Source organism: Candidatus Poribacteria bacterium (assembly GCA_021295715.1).
Classification (GTDB): domain Bacteria; phylum Poribacteria; class WGA-4E; order WGA-4E; family WGA-3G; genus WGA-3G.
The window spans coordinates 1-11,929 of sequence record JAGWBV010000085.1; the positions used below are offsets into that span (position 1 = coordinate 1).

Consider the following 11,929-nt stretch of genomic DNA (forward strand, 5'->3'; position numbering starts at 1 on the left):
CAGCGGAACAAGTTGTCGCGAACGTAGAAACTGAAGACGAAACGAAAGTCGCGCTCCAGATTGCCCAAAAACGGGTAAAGCAGTATAAACGGCTGCCGATCCATGTCGCCAAACGTCGATTACACGGGTTTTTGGCACGACGCGGTTTCGGTGCCGAAATTGTGCGGCAGGTACTCGATCAGATATTTTAAATATACATGACTTACGCAAAATCAAAGAATTCAGTCTATTATGGCGCAATCGGTGCGGTTAGGGGATTTGGTCTGGGAATAGACCAAATCCATTCCTCGTATTACATTCCGCACCTACCGGGGAAGTGCATAAGTCCTAATATAATCTCTTGCCATGATGCCCATTGAACAATCATCGGTTGCTAATGCGGTTGATACCTTTCTGTAAACACGTCTATTTTGTGTTTCTGTTTTCTCTTGACTTCTCTGCGAGAAATAGCATATAATTAGGAATAGATAACGTAGGAGAGAGTCCAATATGACATCAGATGAAATTAGAGATAGTTTCTTAGAATACTTCCGCAAACACGGGCATACTATCGTGCCGAGTGCGTCCTTGATACCAGCGGGTGACCCGACGCTGTTGTTCACCAACGCCGGTATGAACCAATTCAAGGATGTGTTTCTCGGTATCGGACAGCGGGAGTATACGCGCGCCGTTGACACACAAAAATGTCTGCGGGTTAGTGGCAAACACAACGATCTTGAAGAGGTCGGTTACTCGCCGAGCCACCATACCTTCTTTGAGATGCTCGGAAACTGGTCATTCGGCGATTACTACAAACAGGAAGCTATCGCCTTTGCATGGGAACTGGTGATCGAACTTTGGCAGATCCCGAAGGAGCGTCTCTGGGCGACAGTCTATCTCGAAGACGACGAAGCAGAAAAACTCTGGCTCCAAGAGACAGATCTCCCGCTCTCGCGCATCCGCCGTTGTGATAAGGATAACTTCTGGGAAATGGGTGAAACAGGTCCTTGCGGTCCTTGCAGCGAACTCTTTGTTGACATGGGCGTAGAAGCCTATCCGGAAACCGCAAGTGACCCAGACGCAGGTCCCAATACGAGCGACCGCTTCAGGGAATTCTGGAATCTGGTGTTCATCCAGTACAACCGAAACGAAGACGGTTCGCTTGAACCCCTGCCAGCCACACATGTAGATACAGGCATGGGTTTTGAACGAATTACCTCCATATTACAAGGTGTTGATACCAACTATAAGACAGATCTGTTCACACCGCTTTTGACGACAATTGCTGATATGACAGACACCGCCTATTTCGATGATGAACGCGGGTTACCCCATCGAGTTATCGCTGATCATATTCGGTGCTTGACCTTTGCCATCGGTGATGGGGTCATGCCCTCTAACGAGGGACGAGGCTATGTCATCCGCAGAATTTTGCGACGGGCTGTGCTTTACGGCAAGAAATTAGGGATGGACGCAGCGTTCATCTACCGGCTTGTTGATAACGTCATCGCATTGCTTGGCGATGTATTTCCTGATGTATTGCCGCGTCATGAGTTTATCAGTCGCACGATTCAGGGTGAAGAGCATCGCTTCCATCAAACAATCGAACGCGGTTTGGAACTTCTCGATAACTCATTTGACACGCTCAAGGAGCAGAACGGTACAGAGATCGATGGAAAGCGGGCGTTTGAGTTATATGATACCTTCGGTTTCCCCCTTGATCTGACCCAGATGCTCGCACGTGAACGTGGGTTCACAGTTGACGATATGGGCTTTGAACAGAGTATGGAGGCGCAACGCTCGCGTGGACGGGCGGCATGGGAAGATAGAGGCGGTGTCAAAGATGAAGAAATCTCCGTTTACGCGGAAGTCCTTAAAGAGCATGGCGAAACCGAATTCGTCGGCTATACACGAAACAACGTCGAAGCAGAAGTTGTCGCCTTAATTGCTGACGCGGAATCGGTTGGTAGCGCGCAAGAAGGCGACGAGGTGTTTGTGCTGCTGAACCGAACGCCTTTTTACGGCGAATCGGGTGGACAAGTCGGCGATATCGGCACAATTGAAAACGGCAATGCCAGATTGGCTGTAGAGGATACACTCAAGCCTTCGGCAGACTTGGTTGTTCATAGGTGTAAGGTCCTTGAAGGTGAAATCACCCCCTACAGTGCGGTCCAAGCACAAATAGATAGTGAACGTCGAAATGCCATCGCCGTGAGCCACACAGCAACGCACCTTCTACACAGTGGACTGCGACAGGTACTCGGAACACATGTAGCGCAAGCGGGTTCACTCGTTGAAGCGGGTAGATTGCGATTCGACTTCTCACACTACGAATCTGTTTCACCAGAGCAGTTACGAGACATTGAGGAATTTGTCAACGAAAAAATTCGTGGGAACGACGCGTTGTCTATCAGTGAAACGTCGTTAGATGCGGCGAAATCGAAAGGGGCTTTAGCCTTCTTCGGCGATAAGTACGGCGACATTGTTCGCGTTGTGCAAGCAGGGAGTTATAGCGTTGAACTCTGTGGAGGCACCCACGTTGATGCAACAGGTGAGCTCGGTTTTGTGAAGCTGATGAGCGAAAGCAGTATCGCTGCAGGTGTCCGACGCGTTGAAGCATTGACAGGGACTGCCGCGGTATCAACGGTTCAAGAAGATACCACACTCCTCGCTAACGTGGCGAATCTCCTGAAAACCCCCAAAACGGCTCTGCCCGAACGGATCGAACGTCTGCTTCAGGAACAACGGGATTTAGAACAACAACTTCAACAACTCAAAAGCCAGCACGCCCTTGCGAACGTCGGCACCTTGGTCGAAGGTGCGACACTTGTCGAAGATGTGCGGGTGGTTGCCTCGCTCGTAACAAACGCGGATCGGAACGGGTTACGGAAACTCGTTGATGAACTCAAAACGCGCTTAGAATCTGGTGTTGTTGCGCTTGCGGCTGTGTCAGGAACCGAAGTCGCCTTCGTAGTTGGCGTAACGGCAGACTTAGTGAAGAACCGCGATTTGCATGCGGGTAAAATCGTCTCCGAACTCACGCAACTGGCTGACGGTCGCGGTGGTGGACGCCCAGAACTCGCGCAAGGTGGCGGCAAGAATCCGAGCAAGGTAAACGCAGCAATTGCGAAAACCGGCGAAATCGTCGCGCAACAACTTAAAGTTTAAACTTGCAGAGACCGCCTTTCTGCGAGACAGATGTGTGTGAAAAGTCGTTTAATAGAAGTGGCATCTTAGAATGCACAAAGGAGAAGTCATGGATTGGAGTTTGATTGCTTCACTTTTTTGGAAGTTCAGCCTCGGTATTTTCCTAATTGCGCTCACAGCCCTTGCGGGGTATATGTGTGCGGCTATTGGGAGTCTCCGAAACTCTTTAAACAGCATTCGCAACACATTGAATTCCACAGAAAACATCGTTAATCAAGAGATCGGAGAATTGATTACCGACGTGGATAGGACAGTGAAAGAGGTGAACAAGGAACTCCCAGAACTGCTGCAAAATCTGAATGGGTTGACAGCTTCCTTACAAGGGATTAGCGAGACCGAAATTCAACCGACGGTGCACAATATCCAAGAAATGAGTGGTGTCCTGAACCAAAGCATTCAAGAACTTGACGAGTTGGTTCAAAAAGTGAGTAGTTTTTCTGGTCAGACGATCGAACAAGCCACGTTTTTCCGCAATCAGATAGCAGTTTCACTGGCTGATATCGTAGGTTTATGGCAGGGAATCAAAGCGGGATGGGATAGTTTCAATTTCACACAATCTTCCGAACCAGAAGAGGATGTCCCGATATCCGCTGTGTCTAACGAATAATTAAATTTGGCTAAATTGTCTGCTCCTTCGACTAAAAGTAGCATCGCATCTAAATCGCAAGAGGATATCAGGAAAAAAGAATCCAGCAAGAAATAAACATGAGAATTGAAACTTTCCACCCTGATTTTCGTAAATTTGAACAGTGTGTTTTGGAGATCTGCAAGCTGCACCAAAACACCTCCAAATTAGGAGATCTGCAAGCTGCACCAAAACAATCTTAATGTAATAGAAAGGATAAAAAAATGAGTAATAATGGACAGAACAACGGGCTCGCAATGGTCTTCGCATTTTTTACCGGATTCATGGCAGGTGCGGTTATCAGCCTGCTCTATGCCCCGAGTTCCGGCAAGGAGACCCGACGAAAGATTCGTGACACTTCGATTGAAGCAAAGAACCGGACGGTTGAGTTCGCGCATCAGACGACCGATAGTGCGAAGCAAGGTGTCCAGACTATCATGGAACAGGGAAGAGAAAGCGTTCACAGCATTGTAGACAGCGGAAAAGAACAGCTCCAGCAAGCAGGTGATCAGGTGAAAAGTGCTGTGGAAACAGGACGCAAAGTTTCTGCTGATGTCCGATCCAAAATCGCTGGATCTATCCCGGGTATCGACGAGTCTGAAGAATCCGATGAAGAGGCACCCGAGGAAGCCTAAACGTCTTTCCGATACATACAAACGGAAATAAACGCGCGTCGACCTTAGGCAGGTATCTATAGGTCCTGTAGACAGCATACTTTATTAAATGAATGGAAATTGAAAAGTTGAGAATCCTGCTCGAACAGGTTAAAGGCGGAGAGATGGCAGTGGGTGATGCCCTGCAATCCCTCCGCACTCTTCCTTTTGAAGATTTAGGATTTTCAAAGATCGATCATCATCGTCAACTTCGTACTGGATTTCCTGAAGTCATCTTCTGTCAAGGAAAAACAGTGGAACATGTCAAGCAAATTAGTGAACGTATCCTCGCCGCAGGACATCCGCTCCTCGCCACGCGCGCCACACCTGACATGTATAAAGCGGTAAAAGAAGTTCAACCCACCGCCCGTTATAATGAACTCGGACGAACGATCACCGTCTCGCAATCCGATGAAGATACCGGCGTTTCGGGTATACTTGTCGTTTCCGCGGGTACTTCTGATTTGCCAGTCGCCGAGGAAGCCGCCGAAACTGCACTAATGATGGGAAATCAACCGGAACGTCTTTATGATGTCGGTGTGGCAGGATTACATCGCCTCATGAGTAATCACGAGAAACTCTTGAATGCACGGGTTATCATTGTCGTTGCGGGGATGGAAGGTGCACTTCCGAGTGTTGTCGGTGGGTTAGTGGATTGCCCTGTCATCGCAGTCCCGACGAGTATCGGCTACGGTGCCAGTTTCGGGGGGCTTGCGGCTTTATTAGGGATGCTGAACAGTTGTGCGTCCGGCGTCACCGTTGTGAATATTGATAACGGTTTTGGGGCGGGTTACAGTGCATCTCTTATCAATCAACTCGGGGCGTAATTTATCGGTTATTCCCTACCCAAAACGCCTTCTTCCTTTTCCTCACCTGCGATCCTTCGCACAACACTTGCACTTCTCGGCGTTCCTTGCGAACCGAATCCTGATTTAGCAAAGTTGTATTCTGCTTTTAATTGGACAACTTCAGCATTGATGCTGAGGGTGACAACATCAGCTCCTATTTTGCACCGAATTTGGTATGGAACCGACTCAGAAGGACTTTGTCCATAAGAACGCGGTTGCCATGTCACACCGGATGTCTCAGCGTATGTTGTGAGGGCTATTTCGGCAGCTTTTGCGATGTTTTCGCCTGAGTTAAGGGCATGTTTCGCCGCATTTGCGGCTCTGTTTACAGCGTGCTCCAAGCGTTCCTGAACCGATTTGGCATCACTTCCATCTGCGTCATCCATCTCTTTAATTTTGCGTAAAGCGACATAGACAACAGCTCCAAGCACACACAGAAAAACGGTGGTACTCAGGATAACGGTGCCTCGCAACGCACGACGGCGCGTCATGCTTTCAAAATCATCGCGATGGTGTGGATAGAAAGCATCGTGCGCAAAAATCGGCGGACTCCAGTACAATATACCGATAGTTAGCAATAGGAGCGGAGCAGAGAAAAATTTTCGGAGCATTAATGTTTACCTTCCTTGGTATCCAGTATAGCAACAGGAAATCGGAAAGTCAATCCTGTATAAGCCAATCCCAGGACCATTTAGTTTTCCATGCCCCTTCAAGTCGCTGGGCTTGTAGTCGGGAAACCATTTATTGCCCATTATGCATACCTTTAGAACGTGCGATGAATCGCGCTACTACAAACACATTGCTTGTAGCTGGGAAACCATTTATTGCTTGCTCATCTGGACAACCAATAGAAAATCATAAACTTCTGAACCACACACATGAAAAACTTGACCTAAAATTGTAAATTTGATAAAATGTATATAAACAAATATCAATCAAGGGTAAGGAGATAGACATTTGCAGCAAAGAACACCAATTGAAGAACAAATTGATCTTCCTTTTGTAGAATCATTACGCATCAGTTTTCAGAGTTTGAAAATTCGTTTTGGGCGTTCAATCATTACGACGGCTGGTATCACGCTCGGTATTGCATTTTTAGTTTCAGTTTGGACAAATAACGAAATCGGTCTCGCGCTACAGGAGAGCGGACGACAATCGGCAATTAATACCTTTGAAGAAACAACGGAAAAAGGCATTTCCACAAAAGATATCTGGCTGATTATTATGTCATTGATTGTCTGCGTGGTAGGTATTGCGAACTCAATGCTAATGGCAGTAACAGAGCGTTTTCGCGAGATCGGCACGATGAAATGTCTCGGTGCGTTAGACGGATTCGTGGTTAGACTGTTTCTACTTGAATCAGGATTTCAGGGTTTCTCGGGAGCACTCATCGGTGCGCTTCTTGGAACACTCGGCGCAGTGCTTTTAGGGCTTAAAGACTACGGGTTAGACTTATTCTTCTATTTCCCGCTATTACCGGCGCAACCTGAAGACGGAACAATGCGACTCGGTGTTATCGTCGTCATCCTACTTGGATGTATTCTGGGCATGATTTTGGCAGTCATCGGATCATCGTTTCCTGCATGGCGTGCGGCGAAACTTCCGCCTGCTGAAGCAATGCGTACCGAGGTATAGGCACGGAGGAAAATAATGGCTGATATCGTTGTGAAAACTGAAGATGTTGTCAAAGAATATCGCATGGGTTCAAACATTCTTCGTGCTTTGGATGGCATCAACATTGAGATTGAACGCGGGGAGTATATTTCGCTGATGGGTCCTTCGGGTTCGGGCAAATCTACACTCTTTAATATGATTGGTGCCCTCGATCGCCCTACGGAGGGTCAAGTTTATATAGATGGACAAAATATGTCTCATCTTTCGCAAAGACAAATTGCGGCGTTTCGGTGTCATCGCGTGGGCTATATTTTTCAAAGTTACAATTTGCTGCACGTGCGGAGCGCGCATGGAAATGTGACACTCCCGATGATTTTCGCTGGCATCCCTGAGAAACAACGCAATGAAAAAGCGGAAAATTTGCTGGATATGGTAGGATTAGGAGATCGGATGTACCATCTTCCCGATGAACTCTCAGGTGGCCAGCGTCAACGTGTCGCTATCGCCAGAGCACTTGCGAACGATCCGAGTATCATCCTCGCCGACGAACCGACAGCAAACCTCGACACAATTACGGGACGCGAAATTATCGACCTCATTAAACGCTTGAATCGGGAACAAGGGGTCACTGTTATTTCGGCGACACATGACCTGAAGATGCTGGATGTCTCTGACCGGATTGTAGACATCCGAGACGGACTTGTGGAGCGGGTCAGAAACCGAGACGAGATTGACATCGAAGTCGGTGAAGTCGGTGGTGACGGTCACTAAAAAACCTTAAATTTCCGACAACAGGACAGGACGATTTTCACGAAGCGACTTCAACGCTGCGAAACCGATTACGACTGGTGCCCGACCATCCTCCGCTGTAACCGGCGGTGGCGTGTCTTCCTGAATGCATGCCAAGAACGCTCGCACCTCTGAAAGAAACGCTGGTTTGTAGCGTTCCACAAAGAAATACGGAGGCGACGCAGCGCGTATCCCTTCACTACCGCTGAAGGTAACGGTATCCGTCGGTGGATTCGCTGCCGTAACCATCCCTTTTGAACCGAAGACCTCAACACGCTGGTCGTAACCGTAGACAGCCTCCCTGCTGTTATCAATGGTTGCGATAACCCCGTTTTGGAACCGTAAAGTGATAACGGCGGTGTCAATGTCGCCAACCTCGCCGATTTTCGGATCAACACGCACGCCACCCACTGCATACACCTCAACAACTTCGTCTCCGGTGAGATAGCGCGCCATATCGAAATCGTGGATCGTCATGTCAAGGAAAATCCCGCCAGAGATCTTGACGTATTCAATCGGGGGTGGTGCGGGATCTCGGCTCGTGATTCGCATGATATGCGGTTCGCCAATCTCTCCAGAGGCGACGGCTTCGCGGACCCGCATGAAACTCGCATCAAACCGACGGTTGAAACCGACCTGAAACTTAACCCCTGCTTTCTCAACAATCGCCAAAGTCTCATCAATCTGCCCCAAATCCAAGGAGATCGGCTTCTCACAAAAGACGTGTTTTCCTGCGCTCGCCGCGGCTTGGCTAATCTCGACGTGCGTATCGGTAGCAGATGCTACCAATACCGCTTCAATCTGCGGATCCGCCAATATTGCAGTATAATCGTCGGTTGTTTTTGGGACATTAAATTGTTTCGCGAGAGAGACAAGACCGGCGGGGTCCAAACTGCAAATCGCTATCAGTTCGGCTTCGGGTATATGCTGAGCGAGGTGTTCAATGTGCAATTTACCGATGCGTCCTGTGCCGATAACGCCAACACCGATTTTTGAGAGTTTGTTCATCAAAGACCTTTCCTACGTGGGTTCTATTAAAAGTAGTAGGCACACCCATGGGAGATTAAGAATTTAATCGGGGAATGTAGGTATTCATCGTCTGAATCAGGACTTACAGGATTCAAGGATTTACAAGATTCTGGAGCCTGCTTGATTAAAAGTTGTCTTTTATAGAATTACCCAAATATTTTATTACACTTCATCCGTGTGCCGTGACAGAAGTTCCTGCTACACAATCGAATTCAGGTACCGCAGATTCCGTTCTGCACTCTCGTAAGGACTCCCCATTCCGGGCAAGACATCCTGCTCCACGACGATCCAACCCTCGTAGTTCCGTTTTCGCAATTCTGCGAGGAACGCGGGGAAATCAACGTCTCCGTTGCCCAGTTCGCAAAAAACGCCGTTCCCAACGGACTCGAAATAATCCCATTCATTCTTACGAGAATCGGCAGCGACATCGGGATGGCAATCCTTGAAATGGACGTGCCAGACTCGATCGGCATGGCGGACATACGCTTCAATCGGATCACCGCCACCGAATCGGTAATGTCCTGTATCGAAACACAATCCGATGAGGTTCGGGTCGGTGCGTTCCATCAACGTGTCTATCTCTGCTGGTGTCTCTACATATCCGGCACAATGCGGATGGAAAACGGTGCGGAGTCCTGTCTCGTCTCGGACAGATTCGGAGATACGGTGCGCGCCCTGTGCAAAAGTCTCCCACTGTGTTGGGGTCAACCCGTGTTCAGGACGGACACGACCGGCATAGCGGGTACGCAGTTCTGTAGTGGCGTTGTCATCCGATAGCACGATGAAGGGTTTTTCGCCAGCAGTATCCGCTAACAAACGGGCATGACGTAGTGCCGCTTCTTCACCGGATGCGTGTGTTTTTTCATCAGCGAGTGCGACACCTACGAACGCGCCTAACAGCGTTAGTTCACGGTCCTTCAGTTCGGTACGGAGGCGTTGCGCATCCGTCGGCATGAATCCCCAATCCCCTAACTCGGTGCCGAGGTAACCGATTTCGTGCATCTCGTCTAACATCTGTGCGTAGCCGGGTGCTTCCCCGTCTAACGCAAACTCAAGTACACCCCACGAACACGGGGCATTTGCAATTTTCATAGAATTATAGACTCTCTTTTGCTTGAAATCTTTTCCGATCTACTTAAGGTTGTCTAACGTGAGTTTGAAAAATAAAGTCTTAAGAAACGTGTTGCGTATACTTTTGAGAATCAGCGGGTTTCTTGTCGCATCATCCGTTAGTTTGTGCGTCTTCTGGCGAAGACTGACAGTCTACGCTACGAATATCAAACTCACGTTACTACCATCACCTTAACATTACCGTTAGGGTTTTTCATCTTCAAAGATGTGTGCAGATATCTTGACTTTCGGTGCGTTTTCCGGATCGTGTCTATAGTAGTGCTGTGTCACTCCTAAAATGATGGATGTGGGCAGCCACAAGGGACTGCCCCTACAGGGAAAATCCCTTCAACCAGCAGTAGTGTTCTTCATAAGCGTCTAAAAAGAGTTTTTGGTCCTCTCTTTTTAGTGTCAAAATGAAACCTGCTTTTCCGACATCATTTAGACCTTCATAGTATTGGATTGCTGCTTTTATGTTCATACAGAAAGTGTCTTGAAAAACGGTATATCTCTCCACATGCTGCGATTTTTTCGGTGTATTTACCGCTCTACCTGCAGGAAACACCCAAGCAAAAACACCTACAAATTTATTTTCAAACCGGCGGTAACACTATTAACATCATCAGAATGATAGATTTTAAACCTACTGTTGCGTTAACATTGCCTTGATGTCTTCCGGGAACTGGACACCGTTCCTCTGCTCAAAGTCTGCAACGTTTTCATAACTCTTGCGAAATGACGCGATGATGTCAAAATCTTTGCCCTTTGCAAAAATCAGGTCTGCTTTGGCTCTTTCCCATTCCTTTAGGTGTAACCATGCCTCGCCACGAGCCCCATAGGCCTCAGCATAATCGGGTTCGCGTTTTATGACTTCGTTATAATCCTTTATGGCTTTGTCATACTCGTGTTTCTTGCAGTGAGCGACACCGCGATGGCAATACGCTTTGGCATAATTAGGTTTAAGCTTTATTGCCTGGTCATAGTCGGCGATGGCTTTATCATGCTCACCAATGTAACTGTAGGCATTGCCCCGTTTGATGTAGTCTTCTACTATTTTCGGATTGAAGGTCAAGCTTGCAGTGTAAAGTTTAATGTATTCTTGTGCCTCTTCCCTATTCTTAATTAGCCCCCGAGTATAACCACCATTCAGTTCTTGGCACTGCCCGATAAACCGCATCAATCCATCGGCTCCAAGTTTATTCATAAGGACTTGATTTCCGATTTCACAAATCTCAATGTCTGTCATTTTCCGAATTTCGCTTTGAGGCGCGGCGAACCTCTCAGCCCGTGCGCGTTCTTCTATTTCCCTTGCCGTAACCCTATCTTGGATCCGTTTAACGATGGTGTCAATATCGGGTTGATCCGCCAACAATTTATGTCGGTCAACAGCGTAATTACCTTTACCGGGTTGGCACTGCCGAATAAACCGCGGCACCTCAGAGACCCCGAGTTTATCCGTAAGGACTTTAATCCCCATTTCATAAAGTTCACTATCTGTCATTTCTAATACGCTCATTTTCTGCTATCTCCTGAAACCATGCATAAGGGTTTTCGACCCGGACGGAAAGTTGAGAATTATAGCGTTTTACCCCTCTGAGAAGCCTATCATCGGTTGTTAGAAAAATATCAGCTAAGCCGCTCTCGGCACAAGCGAGATGTAAAGCATCTAATTCTTTAAACCCCAAAGTTTCAAGCTGCTTGCCTCTCAATATTTCAATCGTTCCAACAGAAACAGTCTGGTGCGCGTTGGTTATTAAATCTTTAATCTGTAAGCGTTGGTCCAAGTCAGAGTTTTGCTCTACTTCATCCACCAAAACATCACTGGAAATCCAATACAAGTGCCCGGAATGAACCTGAGAAATGATTCGTCCGATAACTTCAGTTTCCTGATAGACTCGGGCTTGCGTTTGGTCGTCAAAAAAACGACTCAAGCAACATGTATCAAGATAAATTTTCCAGAACTGTAAATTGGTCTGCACACGTATATCCAGACTCCACTCGGTAATTTTCTATCACAGGTTAACGTAATACAAAATAGGACTCTTCGTTGAATTAGCATATCATAACAAGGAGGC

General features: G+C 47.6%; 13 protein-coding genes. 7 read left to right on the forward strand and 6 right to left on the reverse strand.

Features of this window, described 5'->3' with window-relative positions:
• The 5 genes from J4G07_18070 to larB all read left to right on the forward strand — a co-directional run.
• A partial coding sequence (locus J4G07_18070; protein ID MCE2415893.1) for a RecX family transcriptional regulator occupies positions 1 to 191 on the forward strand: 191 nt, incomplete at its 5' end.
• A 298-nt stretch (positions 192 to 489) separates the two neighbouring features.
• On the forward strand, positions 490 to 3,147 hold the full coding sequence (gene alaS, locus J4G07_18075; protein MCE2415894.1) for an alanine--tRNA ligase: 2,658 nt from the start codon (positions 490 to 492) through the stop codon (positions 3,145 to 3,147).
• Positions 3,148 to 3,235: 88 nt separating this feature from the next.
• Positions 3,236 to 3,793, forward strand: a complete 558-nt coding sequence (locus J4G07_18080; GenBank protein MCE2415895.1) for a DUF948 domain-containing protein — start codon at positions 3,236 to 3,238, stop codon at positions 3,791 to 3,793.
• A 242-nt stretch (positions 3,794 to 4,035) separates the two neighbouring features.
• Entirely contained in the window at positions 4,036 to 4,446 is a 411-nt protein-coding gene (locus J4G07_18085; GenBank protein MCE2415896.1) for a YtxH domain-containing protein, read from the forward strand.
• 92 nt (positions 4,447 to 4,538) lie between these two features.
• Positions 4,539 to 5,291: a nickel pincer cofactor biosynthesis protein LarB gene (gene larB / locus J4G07_18090; protein ID MCE2415897.1), complete on the forward strand. Its 753-nt coding sequence runs from the start codon at positions 4,539 to 4,541 to the stop codon at positions 5,289 to 5,291.
• Positions 5,292 to 5,299: 8 nt separating this feature from the next.
• Here the strand turns inward: larB and J4G07_18095 are convergent, their stop codons facing one another.
• Positions 5,300 to 5,923 carry a hypothetical protein gene (locus tag J4G07_18095; protein MCE2415898.1) on the reverse strand — a complete coding sequence of 208 codons (624 nt, stop codon included), beginning with the start codon at positions 5,921 to 5,923 and terminating at the stop codon, positions 5,300 to 5,302.
• Between the two features lie 346 nt (positions 5,924 to 6,269).
• Between J4G07_18095 and J4G07_18100 the strand changes: the two genes are divergently transcribed.
• Entirely contained in the window at positions 6,270 to 6,947 is a 678-nt protein-coding gene (locus J4G07_18100; protein ID MCE2415899.1) for an ABC transporter permease, read from the forward strand.
• A 15-nt stretch (positions 6,948 to 6,962) separates the two neighbouring features.
• Positions 6,963 to 7,697, forward strand: coding sequence for an ABC transporter ATP-binding protein (locus J4G07_18105; protein MCE2415900.1), 735 nt, complete (start codon positions 6,963 to 6,965; stop codon positions 7,695 to 7,697).
• Positions 7,698 to 7,703: 6 nt separating this feature from the next.
• On the opposite strand, the gene iolG is transcribed toward J4G07_18105, so the two are convergent.
• From iolG to J4G07_18130, 5 genes are all read right to left on the reverse strand, one after another.
• Positions 7,704 to 8,723 (reverse strand): inositol 2-dehydrogenase, encoded by a 1,020-nt coding sequence (iolG, locus tag J4G07_18110; GenBank protein ID MCE2415901.1) that lies wholly within the window; start codon positions 8,721 to 8,723, stop codon positions 7,704 to 7,706.
• A 219-nt stretch (positions 8,724 to 8,942) separates the two neighbouring features.
• Complete coding sequence (locus tag J4G07_18115; GenBank protein ID MCE2415902.1) at positions 8,943 to 9,836, reverse strand: TIM barrel protein; 894 nt, start codon at positions 9,834 to 9,836, stop codon at positions 8,943 to 8,945.
• 349 nt (positions 9,837 to 10,185) lie between these two features.
• Positions 10,186 to 10,335: a hypothetical protein gene (locus tag J4G07_18120; GenBank protein MCE2415903.1), complete on the reverse strand. Its 150-nt coding sequence runs from the start codon at positions 10,333 to 10,335 to the stop codon at positions 10,186 to 10,188.
• 162 nt (positions 10,336 to 10,497) lie between these two features.
• A complete protein-coding gene (locus J4G07_18125; protein MCE2415904.1) occupies positions 10,498 to 11,370 on the reverse strand; it encodes a tetratricopeptide repeat protein in 873 nt (290 codons plus the stop codon).
• On the reverse strand, positions 11,345 to 11,833 hold the full coding sequence (locus J4G07_18130; GenBank protein ID MCE2415905.1) for a PIN domain-containing protein: 489 nt from the start codon (positions 11,831 to 11,833) through the stop codon (positions 11,345 to 11,347). Before J4G07_18130 ends, J4G07_18125 begins: the two co-directional genes overlap by 26 nt.
• Between the last annotated feature and the right edge of the window lie 96 nt (positions 11,834 to 11,929).

Coding starts and splice junctions, on each gene's coding strand:
- J4G07_18105 (MCE2415900.1), top strand. CDS start 6,963: ATGGCTGATATCGTTGTGAAAACTGAAGATGTTGTCAAAGAATATCGC.
- J4G07_18095 (MCE2415898.1), bottom strand. CDS start 5,923: ATGCTCCGAAAATTTTTCTCTGCTCCGCTCCTATTGCTAACTATCGGT.
- J4G07_18080 (MCE2415895.1), top strand. CDS start 3,236: ATGGATTGGAGTTTGATTGCTTCACTTTTTTGGAAGTTCAGCCTCGGT.
- J4G07_18120 (MCE2415903.1), bottom strand. CDS start 10,335: ATGAACATAAAAGCAGCAATCCAATACTATGAAGGTCTAAATGATGTC.
- larB (MCE2415897.1), top strand. CDS start 4,539: ATGGAAATTGAAAAGTTGAGAATCCTGCTCGAACAGGTTAAAGGCGGA.
- J4G07_18115 (MCE2415902.1), bottom strand. CDS start 9,836: ATGAAAATTGCAAATGCCCCGTGTTCGTGGGGTGTACTTGAGTTTGCG.
- J4G07_18125 (MCE2415904.1), bottom strand. CDS start 11,370: ATGAGCGTATTAGAAATGACAGATAGTGAACTTTATGAAATGGGGATT.
- alaS (MCE2415894.1), top strand. CDS start 490: ATGACATCAGATGAAATTAGAGATAGTTTCTTAGAATACTTCCGCAAA.
- J4G07_18085 (MCE2415896.1), top strand. CDS start 4,036: ATGAGTAATAATGGACAGAACAACGGGCTCGCAATGGTCTTCGCATTT.
- iolG (MCE2415901.1), bottom strand. CDS start 8,723: ATGAACAAACTCTCAAAAATCGGTGTTGGCGTTATCGGCACAGGACGC.